The 17,608-nt window shown below is 46.9% G+C and carries 16 protein-coding genes, 2 tRNA genes and 1 riboswitch; of the genes, 15 read left to right on the top strand and 3 right to left on the bottom strand.

The features are described 5' to 3' along the window. Positions 1-9: 9 nt before the first annotated feature. Positions 10-1,998, bottom strand: a complete 1,989-nt coding sequence (locus tag AOC20_RS04460) for a DNA topoisomerase IV subunit B (protein ID WP_215361865.1) — start codon at positions 1,996-1,998, stop codon at positions 10-12. Positions 1,999-2,077: 79 nt separating this feature from the next. On the opposite strand from AOC20_RS04460, the gene AOC20_RS04455 reads away from it, so the two are divergent. The 10 genes from AOC20_RS04455 to thiE all read left to right on the top strand — a co-directional run bounded on the left by AOC20_RS04455 (position 2,078) and on the right by thiE (position 11,160). Beyond that, the gene (locus tag AOC20_RS04455; RefSeq protein ID WP_215361863.1) at positions 2,078-3,298 is read left to right on the top strand and encodes a CaiB/BaiF CoA transferase family protein; all 1,221 of its coding nucleotides are present in this window, start codon (positions 2,078-2,080) and stop codon (positions 3,296-3,298) included. A 5-nt stretch (positions 3,299-3,303) separates the two neighbouring features. Then, positions 3,304-4,536 carry an MFS transporter gene (locus tag AOC20_RS04450; protein ID WP_215361860.1) on the top strand — a complete coding sequence of 411 codons (1,233 nt, stop codon included), beginning with the start codon at positions 3,304-3,306 and terminating at the stop codon, positions 4,534-4,536. 10 nt (positions 4,537-4,546) lie between these two features. Beyond that, complete coding sequence (locus AOC20_RS09775; protein ID WP_285896907.1) at positions 4,547-4,669, top strand: hypothetical protein; 123 nt, start codon at positions 4,547-4,549, stop codon at positions 4,667-4,669. 42 nt (positions 4,670-4,711) lie between these two features. Then, positions 4,712-4,786: transfer RNA gene (locus AOC20_RS04445), tRNA-Arg, on the top strand. 224 nt (positions 4,787-5,010) lie between these two features. Beyond that, positions 5,011-5,844, top strand: a complete 834-nt coding sequence (locus AOC20_RS04440) for an NUDIX hydrolase (protein WP_215361858.1) — start codon at positions 5,011-5,013, stop codon at positions 5,842-5,844. Between the two features lie 75 nt (positions 5,845-5,919). Beyond that, positions 5,920-6,028, top strand: a riboswitch (TPP riboswitch). Between the two features lie 37 nt (positions 6,029-6,065). Next, a complete protein-coding gene (gene thiC / locus AOC20_RS04435) occupies positions 6,066-8,006 on the top strand; it encodes a phosphomethylpyrimidine synthase ThiC (protein ID WP_251373160.1) in 1,941 nt (646 codons plus the stop codon). 25 nt (positions 8,007-8,031) lie between these two features. Then, a complete protein-coding gene (locus tag AOC20_RS04430; protein ID WP_215361856.1) occupies positions 8,032-9,180 on the top strand; it encodes an FAD-dependent oxidoreductase in 1,149 nt (382 codons plus the stop codon). After that, positions 9,171-9,368, top strand: coding sequence for a sulfur carrier protein ThiS (thiS, locus tag AOC20_RS04425; RefSeq protein WP_215361854.1), 198 nt, complete (start codon positions 9,171-9,173; stop codon positions 9,366-9,368). Before AOC20_RS04430 ends, thiS begins: the two co-directional genes overlap by 10 nt. Positions 9,369-9,390: 22 nt before the next feature. Then, a complete protein-coding gene (locus AOC20_RS04420) occupies positions 9,391-10,209 on the top strand; it encodes a thiazole synthase (RefSeq protein ID WP_215361852.1) in 819 nt (272 codons plus the stop codon). 27 nt (positions 10,210-10,236) lie between these two features. Continuing rightward, positions 10,237-11,160 (top strand): thiamine phosphate synthase, encoded by a 924-nt coding sequence (gene thiE / locus AOC20_RS04415; RefSeq protein WP_215361850.1) that lies wholly within the window; start codon positions 10,237-10,239, stop codon positions 11,158-11,160. A 13-nt stretch (positions 11,161-11,173) separates the two neighbouring features. On the opposite strand, the gene thiD is transcribed toward thiE, so the two are convergent. After that, positions 11,174-12,058, bottom strand: a complete 885-nt coding sequence (gene thiD / locus AOC20_RS04410) for a bifunctional hydroxymethylpyrimidine kinase/phosphomethylpyrimidine kinase (protein ID WP_215361847.1) — start codon at positions 12,056-12,058, stop codon at positions 11,174-11,176. Between the two features lie 21 nt (positions 12,059-12,079). Between thiD and AOC20_RS04405 the strand changes: the two genes are divergently transcribed. Continuing rightward, positions 12,080-12,155, top strand: a tRNA-Asn gene (locus tag AOC20_RS04405). A gap of 65 nt (positions 12,156-12,220) precedes the next feature. Here the strand turns inward: AOC20_RS04405 and AOC20_RS04400 are convergent. Next, entirely contained in the window at positions 12,221-12,805 is a 585-nt protein-coding gene (locus AOC20_RS04400; RefSeq protein WP_215361845.1) for a hypothetical protein, read from the bottom strand. Between the two features lie 225 nt (positions 12,806-13,030). Here AOC20_RS04400 and AOC20_RS04395 point away from each other — a divergent pair, with 225 nt between their 5' ends. The 4 genes from AOC20_RS04395 (at position 13,031) to AOC20_RS04380 (ending at position 17,605) form a co-directional block, all read left to right on the top strand. After that, positions 13,031-14,344, top strand: a complete 1,314-nt coding sequence (locus tag AOC20_RS04395) for a peptidase U32 family protein (protein WP_215361843.1) — start codon at positions 13,031-13,033, stop codon at positions 14,342-14,344. A 28-nt stretch (positions 14,345-14,372) separates the two neighbouring features. Continuing rightward, positions 14,373-14,900, top strand: coding sequence for a hypothetical protein (locus AOC20_RS04390; RefSeq protein ID WP_215361841.1), 528 nt, complete (start codon positions 14,373-14,375; stop codon positions 14,898-14,900). Positions 14,901-14,939: 39 nt separating this feature from the next. Further along, positions 14,940-15,782: a transporter gene (locus AOC20_RS04385; RefSeq protein WP_251373159.1), complete on the top strand. Its 843-nt coding sequence runs from the start codon at positions 14,940-14,942 to the stop codon at positions 15,780-15,782. Between the two features lie 83 nt (positions 15,783-15,865). Further along, positions 15,866-17,605, top strand: a complete 1,740-nt coding sequence (locus tag AOC20_RS04380; RefSeq protein ID WP_215361837.1) for an IlvD/Edd family dehydratase — start codon at positions 15,866-15,868, stop codon at positions 17,603-17,605. Positions 17,606-17,608 lie beyond the last annotated feature (3 nt).

Below are 17,608 nucleotides of genomic sequence, written 5' to 3'. Positions count from 1 at the left end.
TAGTTGTCATTAAATGTCTGCCTCCACCTCATTGCCGCGCTCTTCAAGCCAATCGCGACGTGCACCAGACTCAGATTTACCCATCAACATATCCATTGTTTTAAATGTTTCGTCTTCAGTCCAGGTGCCAAGCGTTACGGGTAGTAAGCGGCGGGTATCTGGATTTAAAGTGGTATCCCATAGTTGCTCTGCACTCATCTCGCCCAAACCTTTGAAGCGAGAGATCTGCCAGGCGGATTCTTTAACGCCATCTTTACGCAACTTATCTTCAATTGCCTGGAGTTCACTAGCATCCAAGGCATAAATCTTTTGTGCTGGCTTCTTGCCACGTGCTGGAGCATCTACCCTGAATAGCGGTGGACGTGAAATATGCACATGACCCAACTCAATGAGTTTCGGGAAATGCTTATAAAACAAGGTTAAGAGCAATACCTGAATATGCGCGCCATCGACGTCCGCATCAGACAAGATGCAGACCTTGCCATAGCGCAAATTCGATAGATCGGGATTGTCATTTGCTCCATGGGGGTCAACACCAATCGCCACAGCGATGTCGTGTACCTCATTGTTTGCAAATAAGCGATCACGCTCCGCTTCCCAAGTATTTAAAACCTTACCGCGCAATGGCAGGATGGCTTGATATTCTTTATTACGGCCCATCTTGGCTGAACCGCCTGCAGAGTCACCCTCCACGAGGAAGATCTCATTCATACCGATGTCTTGACTCTCACAATCAGTCAACTTGCCAGGCAGCACAGCTACGCCAGAAGATTTCTTCTTCTCGACCTTTTGGCCTGCACGAGTTCTGGCCTGGGCCTGCTTAATGACCAAATCGGCTAACTTGCGACCATAGTCGACGTGCTGATTGAGCCAGAGCTCTAGAGCTGACTTCACATAACCAGAAACGAGACGTACTGCATCACGTGAATTGAGGCGCTCTTTAATTTGCCCTTGGAATTGCGGATCCAATACTTTGGCGGACAAAATAAAGGAGGCGCGCGCAAAGACGTCCTCAGGCATTAACTTCACGCCCTTCGGTTGCAATGCGTGCATTTCAATAAAGCCTTTAACGGCATTAAAAAGACCTTCGCGCAGACCACTCTCATGAGTACCACCTGCAGGAGTCGGAATCAAGTTCACATAACTCTCACGTACTGGTGCGCCATCTTCAGTCCAGCAAACTACCCATGCTGCACCTTCGCCCTCGGCAAATGAATCATCGTCACTATTGCCAGTTGCGTATTGCTCACCTTCAAATGGTGGAATGACTTCTGCGCCATGACCAGCTTGTGCAATAGCTTCATTTAAATAGCCACGCAAGCCTTGTGCGTATTGCCAAGTCTGGGTATCACCGGATTTTTCTTGAATCAGTGTCACTTTCACACCAGGCAATAACACCGCCTTAGAGCGCAATAAGCGAATGAGCTCAGGCATTGGAATCACTGAGCTATCAAAATACTTACCATCTGGCCAAGCGCGTACACGTGTGCCATGAGATTTATCGTCTTTGGATGATGGGATCGATTTGAGCTTCTCAATCACTTTGCCATCAGCAAAGGTCAAGGTCGACATTTGGCCATCACGCCAAACAGTTACTTCTAATCTTTTAGATAAAGCATTTGTTACCGAAACACCCACGCCGTGTAAGCCGCCGGAGAAGGCATAGGCACCACCAGTACCTTTTTCAAACTTACCGCCAGCATGAAGTTGGGTAAACACAATTTCTACTACGGGCAATTTCTCGGTTGGATGCATCCCTACCGGAATACCACGGCCATCATCTTCGACGCTCACGCTGCCATCGGTATGCATGGTGACAATGATTTGCTTACCAAAACCGCCCAATGCCTCATCAGATGCGTTATCAAGCACTTCTTGAATGATGTGAAGTGGATTGTCGGTGCGGGTGTACATTCCAGGCCGCTGACGGACTGGTTCTAGTCCTTTAAGGACCTGAATCGACGATTCGCTGTATTCGGAAGTTTTACGGGTAGCCATGCGCGCAAATTGTAGTCATGTCTGAGGTCTAGACCGAATTTTTCGAGAATTCCCCTGCCATCCATGCCAAAATCAGGGGATGGGAGCCTTAAGTCATATTCGCGTTTTAGACCTCAGCCGAGTCTTGGCTGGTCCTTGGTGCGCTCAAAATCTAGCGGATTTGGGTGCAGACGTCATTAAAGTGGAAAGACCGGGGGTTGGTGACGATACCCGCCACTGGGGTCCTCCTTTCGCCAAAGATGCCAATGGCAAGGAAACTGATGAATCTGCCTATTTTATTTGCATCAACAGAAATAAACGATCGATTACGGTCGATATTGCTAAACCTGAAGGTCAAGAGCTTATCCGCAAGCTAGCCGCTGAATCCGATGTAGTCATCGAAAACTACAAAGTGGGTGACTTAGCCAAATACGGTCTTGATTACGACAGTCTTAAAAAGGTCAAAGCAGATTTAGTCTATTGCTCTATCACTGGCTTTGGTCAAACCGGTCCTTACGCACATCGTCCTGGCTATGACTTCATTATTCAAGGCATGGGTGGTTTTATGAGTGTGACCGGTGAAGCCCATGACTTCGAAGGTGCTAGCCCCCAAAAATCCGGTGTTGCGATCGCCGATATCTTTACAGGCATGTATGCCAGCACAGCAATCCTCGCAGCCATCGTTCATCGTGACCGCACAGGCGAGGGTCAATATATTGATATGTCCCTGCTAGATACCCAAATTGCTGTCATGGCCAATGTATCCAGTGCTTATCTCACCTCAGGCGAAGTTCCAAAACGCTGGGGCAATGCCTCACCCATTATTGTTCCCTACCAAACCTTTCCCACCTCTGATGGCTGGATGATTGTAGGAGCCGGCAATGATGGTCAGTTTCGGCATTTTGTGACAGCAGGTGGTGAAGCCCACTTAGCAGATAACCCGCTATTTATTTCTAATCCATTGCGTGTTGAGCATCGCAAGAAACTCATCCCACTGCTAGAACAAATGACGCGCAAAATGACTAAGGGCGAATGGATTGCATTGCTAGAGAAAGCCAATGTTCCTTGCGGTCCAATCAACAACTTCAAAGAAGTCTTTGAAAACGAGCAAGTGATTCATCGTGGCGTGCAGATCGACGTACCCCATCCCACCGCTGGCAATATGAAATTAGTTGCTAGTCCGATGCACCTCTCGAAGACACCCACCGAAGTACGTATGGCGCCACCAACGCTTGGTCAACATACCCAAGAGATCTTGCATGAACGCCTCAAACTGGATGAACAAGCAATAGCAGAATTGCGTACCAAGGGAATTATTTAAGCCTCATGACTGCGCACGCCTCCAAAGCGGGACTCTCCATGAAGGAGGTTCTTATTTATGGCGGTCTCATGGTGACCTTATCTATGGGTATTCGTCATGGCTTTGGTCTCTTCAATCTACCAATTACCTCAGCCAATGGCTGGGGTCGTGAAACTTTTGCCCTAACTATTGCACTTCAGAATCTGATTTGGGGCGCAGTTCAGCCGATTACTGGCGCATTAGCTGATCGTTACGGCGCATTCAAGATCATGGTTGCTGGCGGTATTTTGTACGCGTTGGGTTTAGCAGGTATGGCCATCTCTACTGATGTGATGAACTTCACTTTGGCTGGTGGCTTACTGATTGGCTTAGCCCAGACCGCAACAACTTATAGCGTGGTCTACGGCATCTTAGGTCGTAATGTACCAGCTGAAAAACGTGTTTGGGCAATGGGCATTGCTGCGGCAGCAGGTTCGTTCGGTCAGTTCCTGATGATTCCGGCTGAGCAAGGATTACTCAGCGCGTTTGGTGTGCAAGATGCGTTACTCATGTTGGCGTTGATGGCAAGCCTCATGATTCCTACTGCATTCATGTTGCGTGAGAAGAATTTTTCTCATTCGCACAATCTTGGTGATCAAACTATTAAGCAGGCATTAAAAGAGGCTATCAATAACCCTAGCTTTCGCTATCTCACCTTAGGTTATTTTGTGTGTGGCTTTCAGGTAGTCTTTATTGCAGTGCATCTAGCGCCCTACCTTAAAGATGTTTCTACAAATTACTCGGCGGTTGGCGCTCCAGTGGTTGCTACTACCGCCCTTGCCTTAATTGGCCTCTTCAATATCTTTGGCACCTATAGCTCGGGCTTCTTAGGTCAACGTTTTCCAAAGCGTTACTTACTATCCGCAATCTACATTGGACGCTCCATTGCCATCACTGCGTTCTTATTATTACCACCCACACCTATGAGTACTTATATTTTTGCGGCGGTGATGGGTTTCTTATGGCTGTCCACTATTCCGCTGACCAATGGTATCGTGGCGCAAATATTTGGTGTGAAGTATCTAACAATGCTTTCTGGTTTAGTGTTTTTCTCACATCAACTAGGAAGTTTCTGTGGAGCCTTCCTTGGCGGTTATTTGTTTGATCAGACGGGTTCTTATTTAATTGTTTGGGAAATTGCTATTGGATTAGGTGTGTTTGCTGCCCTCGTCAATCTTCCTGTAAAAGAACACGCTATTTACAGAGTTGCTAATGCTTAAGAAGTCCTTAATGACAAAAGTCATTGCCTATGGATTTGTTTCCTTGCTTTTGCTAGTTATTTTTTCAATGTACTTTGCGCCAGATATGATGGTGGCTGTTACTAACCAAGTATGGGCGCTATGTGGTTGGTAATTCATTAAAATTTCTCTAACATACTTTTAGATTTGCATCAGACTCGCCGTAGCACAATGGATAGTGCACATGCCTCCTAAGCGTGGGATACAGGTTCGATTCCTGTCGGCGGGACCAAATATTGCTCATACTTATCCACAGGTCTTGTGGATAAATCGGCAAAAGTTTTCGTAAGTCACAGATTTGTATAGGCTGACCTAACTTGCCTAATTAGTGTGCAGAAAGTATTTCCCGATTTTGGGTATTTACTGATCAATATTTTGACTAGTGGTGGGATATTTATGTGCTAGGCAAATCTAGCAAGCACAGCATTAGCCCCCAAGTTCCCTTACACTTAGGCCATGACCAGCCTTTCAACTAGCACGCTTGCCGCCCTTGAGGAGATGCTCCAGAACACGGCGCGCTCCGCTCCAGCCGATTACCTACCAATTTATCTATCACGTGGCACATTAGGCGAACAAATCATTGGCCATCTCAATCCAGAGTTTGTTTCTTATTTGCAAGAATCCTTACAAAAAGAATCTATTCCACTGGTAGCCATCAGTCATGACAAGCTCTCGATTCAATTGAGTAAGCCTAGAGATTTATCCAATAGCCTTTACCTTCTCGCAAATCGCATGCGAGCTGGTGGATTTATTCCTGGCTGGCGAAATGAAGACTTTGCTTGGATAGATCAAAATGGTCACAAATACTTTCGTATGGAACGTGCAGCTTTTCGTACCTTTGGCTTTCGCAGTATGGCAACGCATATCAACGGCTATACGCAAGGCAATAGTATTTGGTTGGGCAGACGCAGTGAGGCTAAACCAACTGATCCAGGCAAGCTAGATAACTTAGCTGCAGGTGGTATTACTGCCGATGAAACACCTTGGGTCAGCGCTCGCCGCGAACTCTGGGAAGAAGCTGGCGTACCCGAGCAAATTGCCGAGCAAATTGAGCCGGTGGGACGCATTCATATGCGCCGCCCAATTTATGGTCGTGGGTTTCATGATGAGCAGCTGTACGTCTACGACTTAGAGCTTGCTGATAACTTTGTCCCCACCAATCATGATGGTGAAGTTAGCGGCTTTATTGAAATATCGCTAGCGGAGGCGGCTGCCAGAATCTTGGCTGATGAATTCACCTCTGATGCTGCATTTGTAACGGCTGACTTTATATTGCGCCGCAATAAGTAGCCTATTGGATCTATTTAACCCAGCTTGACTCCTGTCATGCGGCGTTTCTCCCATTTCGTGGTTAAATCACTCTTAAGGATGAAACAGGGGTGCCCTTTATTGCGGTTATTGCATGAAGGCGCTGAGAAAGACCCTAGAACCCGATCCAGGTAATGCTGGCGTGGGGAGTTACATCAGACCGACACCCGGTTTCGTCCATCTAAAACAGCTAGGAGATGGACATGAGTACAGGCAAGACTTCAACTAAAAACGCTAAACACGAGATTCCAAGTTTAAAAAGTTTAGAGCGCGACTTTGGGCAAAAGTTTGCCTATCCAGCTTCAACTAAAACTTACCTCCAAGGTTCAAGGCCGGATGTCAAAGCGCCGATCCGCATGATTGAGCAACTACCTACTCGCGTTGGTGAAGAAATGCTCGCCAATCCGCCTGTACCCGTCTATGACACCTCGGGCCCATACAGCGATCCAGATGTTGTGATCAATTTAGAAAAAGGCTTACCAAGATTGCGTGATGCCTGGATTGCGGAGCGCAATGACACGATTCAATTATCAGGCCCTAGTTCTGAGTATGGTGTTGCACGCTCACAAGATGCAGCGACACAAAATTTACGCTTTTCACATATCAGCGCGCCGCGTGTAGCAAAGCCTGGCCAAAACGTCAGTCAGATGCACTACGCTCGCCAAGGAATTATTACGCCAGAAATGGAATATATCGCTCTACGTGAATCCATGGGCCTTGAGCAGCTTCGCAAAGACCCTGCCTACAAGCAGCTATTGAAGCAGCATCCTGGCAAAGGCTATGGCGCTAATCTGCCTGACATCGTTACTGGTGAGTTTGTACGCTCAGAAATTGCTGCTGGTCGCGCCATTATTCCTGCGAACATTAACCATCCAGAATTAGAGCCAATGATTATTGGTCGTAACTTCCGCGTGAAGATTAATGGCAACTTGGGTAACTCTGCTGTTACTTCATCCATTAATGAAGAAGTTGAAAAAATGGTGTGGTCCATTCGTTGGGGTGCAGATACCATCATGGATCTTTCTACTGGTAAACATATTCATGAGACACGTGAGTGGATTATTCGTAACTCACCTGTACCGATTGGTACCGTTCCAATCTATCAAGCATTGGATAAAACCGGTGGCATTGCAGAAGATCTCACCTGGGAAATGTTCCGCGATACCTTAATTGAACAAGCTGAGCAAGGCGTGGATTACTTCACCATCCATGCGGGTGTATTGCTGCGTTATGTACCACTGACCGCTGATCGCATTACCGGCATTGTTTCTCGCGGTGGTTCGATCATGGCGAAATGGTGCCTGGCTCACCATAAAGAAAACTTCCTCTATACGAAGTTTGACGAAATTTGTGAAATCATGAAAGCCTATGACGTGTCATTTAGCTTAGGTGATGGCTTGCGTCCTGGTTGTATTGCTGACTCTAATGATGCTGCCCAGTTTGGCGAACTTCATACCCTCGGTGAATTGACTGCTAAGGCATGGAAACATGATGTCCAGGTCATGATCGAAGGTCCTGGTCATGTACCAATGCAGCGTATTGAAGAAAATATGACGGAAGAGCTCAAGCATTGCTTGGAAGCTCCGTTCTACACCCTTGGACCATTGATTACCGATATCGCTCCTGGCTACGACCACATCACCAGCGGAATTGGTGCTGCGCAAATTGGTTGGTACGGCACAGCAATGCTCTGCTATGTCACACCAAAAGAGCATTTAGGTTTGCCAGACAAAGAAGATGTCCGCGAAGGCATCATCACTTACAAGATTGCAGCGCATGGCGCTGACCTGGCTAAAGGCTTACCTGGCGCACAAGTACGTGATAACGCCCTGTCAAAAGCACGTTTTGAATTCCGCTGGGAAGACCAGTTCAATTTGGGTCTAGACCCTGAGCGTGCTCGTGAATATCACGATGCGACTCTGCCAGCTGAAGGCGCGAAGATTGCTCACTTCTGTTCGATGTGTGGTCCGAAGTTCTGCTCGATGAAGATCACGCAAGAAGTACGTGATTACGCGGCAACATTGGATGCGGACGGTAATCCGAAGGCTAAAGTAATTCCGATTACTGAAGTAGCAGATGCCTCCAAAGGCATGGAAGAAATGTCTGCGGAGTTCCGTAAACGCGGTAGCGAGATTTATCAGTAAAGAATCACTAGTAAGTGGATCATTGATGACTAGCGCGAGTTTCTCTAATGGCAAGTACGCCATTGTTGGTGGCGGCCTCATGGGCCGTCTACTTGCGCTGGCTCTTGCTAAGGACGGAGCGCAGGTTGATCTTTTTGATAAAGGCGGGCCTGAAGCTGCTCATGCTGCTGCGCGCATAGCTGCGGCAATGTTGGCGCCCTTAGCAGAATCGGCGATTACTGAAGATTCTGTAGTCCGCATGGGTTTATATAGCCTGCCGCGTTGGAAAGAATTGACTCAGGGTTTAGCTGAGTCAGTCTACTTTCAGCAAGATGGCACATTGATTTTGTGGCATCGACAAGATGCGAGTGAGGCCGAACGTTTTGCCGCACATCTTGCAAAGAATTGTTTATCCAACCCTGACTTAAGCGCTCCACAGAAGTTGAATAATGAAGCGTTGCGTGAGCTTGAGCCTGGCGTCGCCGATCGCTTTACTCAAGGCTTATATTTACCTAATGAGGGTCAATTAGATAATCGCCAGTTACTAGACGCTCTTGCCGTGGAGCTAAAGCTACTGAAAGTGAATTGCCATTGGCATACTGAAATTGATCCAGCGATATTGCGCAAAGAGACTTCCTATAGAGCAGTCATTGATTGTCGTGGTACCGGCGCAAAAGAATCTTGGGCCTCTAGCGAGACTTCAAATAGCTTACGTGGCGTTCGCGGAGAAGTAATTCGCTTGCATGCTCCTGAAGTTAAGCTGCGCCGCCCTACACGCTTAATACATCCCCGCTACCCAATCTATATCGCTCCAAAAGAAAATGATATTTATGTTGTCGGCGCCACTGAAATTGAATCAGACGATCTATCGGAAATGAGTGTGCGCTCAGCTATGGAGCTACTGAGTGCTGTATACACCGTCCATAGTGGTTTCGCAGAAGCGCGCATTTTGGAAATGGCTACGCAGTGTCGTCCTACTTTAAAAAATAATCTTCCAGAAATTCACACTAGTAAAGATAAAGGACTGACGGATTTGATCATGATCAATGGTCTTTATCGTCATGGTTTTATGATTGCACCTGCAGTACTTGATTGTGCGTTGCAAGTTTTAGAGCAAGGATCCAGCAAGACGGCTTTGGAATTGGGTTTAAGCATTGCTCACAGCAGCCATTGTATTGAGGCGGTATGCGCATAATCGTTAATCAAGTAGCTTATGAGCTGCCCAGTCAGAGCATGGTGAGCGACGCGCTGGCTTTAATTAATGCGAAGCCTCCCTATGCCGTTGCCGTAAACCTAAATTTTGTTCCTAAGACTCAGCATGCTGAATTTGCCTTAAATGAAAATGACCAAATTGAAGTAATCGCCCCAGTGACTGGCGGCTAAAGTAAAAAAATTTAGAGCTGAAATGAACGCACCCTTACCAAGTAATCTCAATAGAGCCGATACGCTTGTACTTTATGGCGAGAGCTTTGCCAGCCGCTTGCTCTTGGGCACTTCACGCTATCCATCTCCTCAAGTCTTGGAGAATGCAGTACAAGCATCTAATCCAGGCATGATCACTGTGAGCTTGCGTCGCCAAGGTAGCGCGACCGCCGAAGCCCATAGTGGCTTTTGGGATTTACTGAAAAAAATGGCTGTTCCTGTATTACCAAACACTGCTGGCTGTCATAGTCCCCAAGAAGTCATTACTACCGCGCAAATGGCGCGTGAAGTATTTGAAACCGACTGGATTAAGCTAGAGTTGATCGGTGACGACTACACCTTGCAGCCCGATGTCTTGCGCTTAGCACAGACTGCTGAGACTCTCATTAAAGATGGGTTTAAGGTGTTGCCATATTGCACAGAAGATTTGATTTTGTGCCAACGTCTTGTTGATGTTGGTTGCCAAGCAGTGATGCCTTGGGCTGCACCCATCGGAACGGGTCAAGGTCCATTAAATCCTTATGCCATGAAACTACTACGTGATCGCCTAAAGGTGCCACTCTTAGTCGATGCCGGTCTTGGCCTTCCTTCGCATGCTTGCACGATAATGGAGTGGGGTTTTGATGGTGTACTGCTTAATACAGCTGTAGCCTTGGCAGACGATCCTATTGTGATGGCTAAAGCCTTTGCGATGGCAGTTGAGTCTGGGCGTGCAGCCTATTTATCCGGCGCCATGAAGCCTCAAGAGTCTGCTCAAGCTAGTACGCCGCTGGTGGGCACTCCTTTTTGGCATCAGTCGTAGTTACTTCGAGTTGAGTACACTGATCATATGAGCTTGATTCGTGACCTTGCCGACCAAATCGTTGCAGCACATCGCAATGAGGATCTCTGCATTCCGATTCCGGCCTTTACTCTCAATACTCCACCACCACTGATTGATAACGAGGCTGCTGCTGATCATTACGAATTAGCTGGTGCATTAGCTAGTATTGAGATGGGCTTTATTGAGTCTGACGCCAAAGTGCTCGGCAAAGCTTGGTCACGTATGACTTTGCAAGATGGTGGCTTTAATCCGCTTAAATGGCCCAGCAGGCCAGAGCATTTTGATTTATTGCCTTGGACTCGCAATATGAATTCCAACGCCTTTAAAGAATGTCCGAAGCGTTTGGGTTTGTATGGCGTAATGCCTGATGCTGATTGGGTTAAGCGCATGGTTGATGCAGAGCTGCCAACAGTGCAACTCCGCTTTAAGTCTGAAGAAAAATCGAAGATCAGAAAGCAAATTAAAGAATCTGTTGCTGCAGTAAAAGATAGCAAGACGCTACTTTTCATTAATGACTACTGGCAAGAAGCTATTGATGCGGGCGCTTATGGCGTGCATCTAGGTCAAGAGGATTTAGTAGATGCCAATTTAGATGAGATTCGATCTGCCGGCTTGAGGCTTGGACTCAGTACGCATGGTTATGCAGAGCTCGTCTTTGCGGATCGCTTTTGCCCAAGTTATATTGCGATGGGCGCAGTCTTTCCCACGAATTTGAAGAAGATGCCCACTGCACCACAAGGATTAGGGCGTCTGTACAAATATACCCAGTTAATGAGTCAATACCCACTGGTCGCCATTGGCGGCATAGATCAAGAAAGTATTCGTGCGGTAGCGAAGAGTGGTGTTGGCTCAGTTGCGGTGGTCAGAGCGATTACGCAAGCCAAAGACCCCAAAGCTGCAGTCAAGCATTTACAGGAATTAATGCTCTAAAAAAGATGGTGAATTAATACTTTTCTTTTTCATCTAGCAAAGCAGTTGGGTAAAAATCGTGCATATGCCACAAAGGTCCTGGACCTTCACCAATACTTAAGAAGCACCCTGCTTCTAAGCCCGCTTCCACATAAGCAATCGCTTTAGCAACCGCGTGGGCTAAGTCATGACCGCCTGCAAGGTATGTAGCAATAGCAGAAGCCAACGAACATCCAGTGCCGTGGGTATTTGCAGTGTTCACACGATAGTGTTTGAACTCTTTAGACTGAATGACTTCAAGGCCATCTTCAATCGTGCGCCACATTAAGTAATCCGTAATTTGCGTATGTGTACTATCGAGATGACCGCCTTTAATGAGCACTGCTTGTGGCCCCATCTCCATTAATTCTTCTGCAGCCAATTTGAAATCATTCGGACCGCTAATTTCACGTCCAAGCAGCAATGAAGCTTCATCCAAGTTAGGTGTCACAAGTGATGCTAATGGAAACAATTCAGTAATCATGGCCTGAGCCGTGTCATCACCACCCAAACTTGCGCCAGATGTGGCTCGCAACACTGGATCAAGGACGATTCGTTTAACGCCATGCTTGCGCAAAGATTTAGCGACTGTTCGGACTATTTCTGGGCTGGCAAGCATCCCAATTTTGACGATATCAGCCCCAATATCCATTAAAACAGCATCAATCTGAGCCTCAACCACATCCAAATCGACGTCCTGGATGCGCGTAACTCCCAAGGTGTTTTGCGCAGTAATGGCGGTGATAACGGACATCCCGTAGCCACCTAAGGCTGTAATGACCTTAAGGTCGGCCTGAAGCCCCGCCCCGCCGCCACTATCGGACCCAGCAATCGTCAGTACTTTGGGGATCTGCACAGAACTAGAGAGAAGTGATTTCATCTTGCTATAATATCGGCTTATTCCTCGATAGCTCAGTCGGTAGAGCGCCGGACTGTTAATCCGTAGGTCCCTGGTTCGAGCCCAGGTCGAGGAGCCAAATAAGTAAAGCCCCTAGAGCAATCTAGGGGCTTTTTCTTTGATAACTCTAGTCAAAGAGTCGACTTAGATCAGACCCTTCTTACGTAGATTAGCCAGACGATTATTCAGAGTCTTTATAGTCAGCAGATTGTATTTATCGCCCTCCTTCCACGCACTGCCTTTCCATTCAATACCTTCTGACGTGACATTGGCGAATGGCTCTTTGCCCTCTTTTGCGTATGCCTCTAAGATGGCAATCAGTGCCGCCCGATCATCGGAACCGCCTGCATCTTTGATTGCATTCAAAATTGATTCGGTGATCGGATCGCTATAAGTGACTTTAGAGTCAGGATGCTTTGGTGCTGCCGGTTCCTCATAAATGTATTCATGAGGCCATTCATAAACATTTCTTGCGGAATTTTTAACAGCCTGCGGACTCACAGAACTACTATCAGGATTTCTCGGGTCCGTTGGTAGTCGCAGCTCCAAAATCCATGCTTCGTATTCAGCGATACGGGCATATCGTTTTTCTTCGCTATCGCGCTTCTGTTCTTCTTGCGAAAGCAATAAAGTAACCCATGCCCAGGCAATATCTTTAGGTATCGCAAACTCTTGAGCCAAAATGCCGCTGGCTTTTTTCAGGATGGGCTTGGATGTCAATTTTGTCATTACATTCTTTCTGCATTCTTCAAGGAATGTCTTCAATTTAGGGTGAAAAGTTGAAGGGTCGGCTGCCCATTCATTTTTTACAATGCTCTCCACAGATCCACAAGAATACTCTTCATTGCTTAGCGGTTTACTTATTAGGGTGGTGTAAACCTAGCTTTAGCAAGCCCTAAGGCATGCCAATGAGACAAATTGAGCAAGATTAGCCGTATTCACTAAAATAGCCAGATGACTAAGATTCCCGAACTTCTTGCCCCCGCCGGCAGCCTACAAATGCTCGAAACTGCTTTTGATTTCGGAGCAGATGCGATTTACGCCGGGCAACCACGTTACTCGTTGCGCGTGCGCAATAACGACTTTGGCAAGATTGAAGTGCTAAAGCAAGGCATCGATACCGCACATGAGTTGGGCAAAAAGTTTTATCTAGTCTCTAACTTATTACCGCATGGTGGCAAAACTCGCACTTATATTAAAGATATGGATCCAGTCATTGCATTAAAGCCGGATGCTTTAATCATGTCTGATCCAGGTCTTATCATGATGGCTCGCGAAGCATGGCCAGATATGCCAATCCATTTATCTGTACAAGCCAATACTGTCAATGGCGCTTCAGCAAAGTTCTGGCGCTCAGTTGGCATTAGTCGCGTGATTCTCTCTCGCGAACTCTCTTTTGATGAAATTGAAGAAGTTCGTCAAGATTGCCCCGAAATGGAACTTGAGGTATTTGTTCACGGAGCTCTGTGTATTGCTTACTCCGGTCGCTGCTTGCTTTCTGGCTATATGTCGCACCGCGATTCCAACCAAGGTGCCTGCACGAACGCCTGTCGCTGGGATTACAAAGTAAAGCCTGGGCAACAAAATACCAGTGGTGACGTGGTACTGCTTCAAGAGGCCCGCCGTCCAGATGACTTTATGCCGATGGAAGAGGATGAGCATGGCACTTACATCATGAACTCCAAAGACTTGAGAGCAGTTGAGCATATTGAGCGTCTCACCAAGATGGGCGTAGATTCTTTCAAGATTGAGGGTCGCACCAAGTCGCCCTACTACGTTTCACGGACTGTTCAATCGTATCGCACAGCAATCAATGATGCGGTTCAAGGCAAGCCATTTAATACTGCCTTATTGGGTCAACTAGAAGGTTTAGCAAATCGTGGCTACACCGATGGCTTTTACGAACGTCATCACGATAAAGAATATCAACTCTATATGCGTGGCCACTCCTTATCTGGTCGCAGCCTATACGTTGGCGAGACATTAGAAATTGATTCAGCATCAGGCCGTGTCAAGGTAGATGTAAAGAATCGTTTTTCTGTAGGCGATAAATTGGAAATTATTGAGCCCAACGGTAATACAGATGTTGTGCTGACCGAAATGTGGAATATGGCTGGCGAACCGATTACTGTTGCCCCTGGCTCTGGTCATTTTGTCTGGATTAATGCTCCGATGTCTAGCAAACATGCTTTTATTGCACGCTATACCCAAGAGCCTGCACCAGTTGAAGTAGCAAGCTCTGGTTCTTGCTCTACTTGCGGCGATTGATGCCCCACCCTTTTGAATAAAGTTTTTAATGACTAATAGTGCCACCAACCAACCAAATAAGCCTGGCTTAAAAATAAAGCTTGAGGAAGAGGCGAAAAAAGCTTTTTCCTTGTCTCTTTATTTTGGTGTTTGGTTCTGCGCTATTGCCTTTATGGCTGCAACCGCCCTCGAAGAGCGCCCCATCCCCTTATCAATGTTTGGTTTTGCATTAATCAAAGCGGGTTTATCAGCAAAGTTTATGTTGATCGCTCAGGCCGCATATCCAATTAAGGTCAATAAACAAAATGGTATCGTTGGCTCTCTATTGATTGAGTCTCTCGTTTACATCATTGTCATTATTGCCCTGAACTATATTGAAGCCGGAGTAGATGGCTTAATACATGGTAAAGAATTTATCTCCTCCATGGGAGCCTTTGGAAGCGGTGATCCATTAAGAGTGTTTGCCATGTCGATTGTGTATTGGCTAATTGTTTGGCCTTACTTAATTTTTATTGGCTTCAATAAGGTCGTAGGCAATACTGAAACTCTTGCAGTTTTATTTGGCTCCAAAAAGTAATTGCTTTACTTGTATCGCGTGAGAATTTTTTGGTTTTGCTTGTTGGGGTTTTTTTGCCAGCAATCTCAAGCCCAGGAAATCGAGGCTCGCGCCTACTCCAATGCGCCCATTGGGATTAACTTTATCTCTGGCGGTATCGCTCAAGCTAGGAGCGGATCTTATACACTCGTTACCGAAGCGGCAAGTCTGACACGCATCATCGATGTCTTTGGTCAGTCCGGCAGGATTAGCCTCTTATTGCCCTATGCCCAACTTTCGGGATCTGGTAGTGCAAATAACCAAAATATGAATGCCTCAGCAGAAGGCTTGTCTGATCCGGTTGTCAAGATCTCCACAAATCTTTATGGCGCGCCAGCACTTTCTCTGGAAGAATTTAGACATTACCAACAGGATTTAATTATCGGTACCAGCCTTGCTGCATCCATCCCATGGGGTAAGTACAACAGCGAGCAAATGCTCAACGTCGGCGCTAATCGCTCTCTTTTTCAGCCCGCAATCGGAGCATCTCAAGCTATTGGACCCTGGCGTTTGGAACTTGCCGGAATGGCAACCATCTACACCAGTAATACCAATTTTTTAGGTGGGAATACGCTCTCACAAAATCCGATTTATTCAACTGAAGGTCACTTTATTTATTACTTTCCCAACACGGCTTACATATCCGCTGATGCCACTTATTTTATGGGTGGACAGAAGTATGTAAACGGTACGGCAATTAATGGTTCGCAAGAAAATTGGCGTTTTGGCAGCACTTTGTCCTACCCCATCAATAAGCAAAACTCAATACGTTTAACCGGCAGCAAAGGGGTCTATTCCAGTAGCAATACAAGCTATGATGCCCTGGGCGTTTCCTGGCAGTATCGTTGGGGTGGTGGCCTGTAGGTAAACACGCCATTCCATCGCTACAATGGGTTTTAAGATTGCGCAGCACCCTATAAAACCAATTAATAAGATGTGAGACATTGATGAGCAATAAGCCAAAAGATCCGACTGAAAGCGGTTTACGCAAAGGCCTGACTAGCTATGGAGATAAGGGCTTCTCATTATTTTTACGTAAAGCATTTATTAAGGGTGCTGGCTATACCAATAGCGCATTAGACCGCCCTGTCATTGGCATCATCAATACTGGTAGCGCATACAACCCTTGTCACGGCAACATGCCCCAACTATTAGAAGCGGTTAAACGCGGTGTGATGCTAGCAGGTGGACTGCCCATGGAGTTTCCGACCATCTCCATTCATGAAAGTTTTGCTGCGCCTACGAGCATGTACTTACGTAACCTGATGTCCATGGACACTGAAGAAATGCTCCGTGCACAGCCTATGGATGCGGTGGTCATGATTGGCGGCTGCGATAAAACAGTTCCCGCACAAATGATGGGTGCTGCTTCAGCGGGATTACCAGCCATTCAGCTAATTACCGGTTCGATGTTAACGGGCTCACATCGTAGTGAGCGTGTTGGCGCCTGTACTGACTGCCGCCGTTACTGGGGCAAGTTCCGCGCTGGCGAGATTGATGAAGTTGAAAAAGATGAAGTCAATGATCAGTTGGTGGCTAGTGTTGGCACCTGTTCTGTCATGGGCACTGCCAGCACGATGGCTTGTATCTCGGAAGCACTCGGCATGACCGTCCCGGGTGGTGCAACACCACCAGCAGTCACTGCTGACCGTATTCGTATCGCTGAAGAAACGGGTACTTGCGCAGTCAACATGGCGAAAGAAGGATTAACCATCGACAAAGTGTTAACTGCAGATGCTTTTGAAAATGCCATGCGTGTTTTGCTGGCCATTGGCGGATCTACCAATGGCATTGTTCACTTAGCCGCAATTGCGGGGCGCATGGGTCTGGAAATTGATTTGGATGCCCTTGATAAGATGGGCGATGAGACCCCAGTATTGGTAGATCTAAAGCCATCTGGTGATCACTATATGGAAAATTTCCATGATGCTGGCGGTATGACCACCCTGCTGCGTGAACTCAAGCCATTATTAAAGTTAGATGCAATGACGGTCTCCGGCAGAACACTTGGAGAGGAAATCGATGCTGCTCCACCAAGCTTCAAACAAGATGTCGTCCGTCCATTTGATAAACCGATTTATCCCCGTGGCAGCATTGCCGTGCTACACGGGAACATAGCTCCTGGTGGCGCGATTATCAAACAATCTGCTGCCAATGAAAAACTCATGGAGCATGAAGGACGTGCAGTAGTGTTTGTGGATGCTGCTGACCTTGCCAATCGCATTGATAGCCCTGACTTAGATGTCACGGCTGATGATATTTTGGTACTCAAGAATATTGGACCTAAAGGTGCGCCTGGCATGCCAGAAGCGGGCTATATTCCAATTCCCATGAAATTAGCACGTGCTGGCGTTAAAGATATAGTCCGCATCTCTGATGGCCGTATGAGCGGTACAGCCTTTGGCACGATCGTTTTGCACGTCACACCGGAGTCTGCTATCGGCGGCCCATTGGCACAAGTGCGTAATGGTGATCGCATTCGTCTGAGCGTTCAGAATCGGGAGATTAGTCTTTTAATCTCTGATGAAGAGCTTGCTCAGCGCATGAAAGACAACCCCATTACTTCGCCAACTGCTGAGCGTGGCTACAAGAAGCTATTCCTTGATACCGTCACTCAAGCAGATCAAGGTGTGGACTTTGATTTCTTGAGAGCTGCAAAGATGGTGGGCAAGACACCAAGAAAGTAATAC

Source organism: Polynucleobacter ibericus (assembly GCF_018687955.1).
GTDB lineage: Bacteria > Pseudomonadota > Gammaproteobacteria > Burkholderiales > Burkholderiaceae > Polynucleobacter > Polynucleobacter ibericus.
This window is presented reverse-complemented; position numbering and strand designations above follow the sequence as displayed.

Bases quoted from the DNA above. Each gene is read 5' to 3' on its own strand.
- AOC20_RS04430 (WP_215361856.1), top strand. From the start codon at position 8,032: ATGACTAGCGCGAGTTTCTCTAATGGCAAGTACGCCATTGTTGGTGGC.
- thiS (WP_215361854.1), top strand. From the start codon at position 9,171: ATGCGCATAATCGTTAATCAAGTAGCTTATGAGCTGCCCAGTCAGAGC.
- AOC20_RS04420 (WP_215361852.1), top strand. From the start codon at position 9,391: ATGAACGCACCCTTACCAAGTAATCTCAATAGAGCCGATACGCTTGTA.
- AOC20_RS04400 (WP_215361845.1), bottom strand. From the start codon at position 12,805: ATGACAAAATTGACATCCAAGCCCATCCTGAAAAAAGCCAGCGGCATT.
- thiD (WP_215361847.1), bottom strand. From the start codon at position 12,058: ATGAAATCACTTCTCTCTAGTTCTGTGCAGATCCCCAAAGTACTGACG.
- thiE (WP_215361850.1), top strand. From the start codon at position 10,237: ATGAGCTTGATTCGTGACCTTGCCGACCAAATCGTTGCAGCACATCGC.
- AOC20_RS04395 (WP_215361843.1), top strand. From the start codon at position 13,031: ATGACTAAGATTCCCGAACTTCTTGCCCCCGCCGGCAGCCTACAAATG.
- thiC (WP_251373160.1), top strand. From the start codon at position 6,066: ATGAGTACAGGCAAGACTTCAACTAAAAACGCTAAACACGAGATTCCA.
- AOC20_RS04450 (WP_215361860.1), top strand. From the start codon at position 3,304: ATGACTGCGCACGCCTCCAAAGCGGGACTCTCCATGAAGGAGGTTCTT.
- AOC20_RS04460 (WP_215361865.1), bottom strand. From the start codon at position 1,998: ATGGCTACCCGTAAAACTTCCGAATACAGCGAATCGTCGATTCAGGTC.
- AOC20_RS04390 (WP_215361841.1), top strand. From the start codon at position 14,373: ATGACTAATAGTGCCACCAACCAACCAAATAAGCCTGGCTTAAAAATA.
- AOC20_RS09775 (WP_285896907.1), top strand. From the start codon at position 4,547: ATGACAAAAGTCATTGCCTATGGATTTGTTTCCTTGCTTTTGCTAGTT.
- AOC20_RS04455 (WP_215361863.1), top strand. From the start codon at position 2,078: ATGGGAGCCTTAAGTCATATTCGCGTTTTAGACCTCAGCCGAGTCTTG.
- AOC20_RS04440 (WP_215361858.1), top strand. From the start codon at position 5,011: ATGACCAGCCTTTCAACTAGCACGCTTGCCGCCCTTGAGGAGATGCTC.
- AOC20_RS04380 (WP_215361837.1), top strand. From the start codon at position 15,866: ATGAGCAATAAGCCAAAAGATCCGACTGAAAGCGGTTTACGCAAAGGC.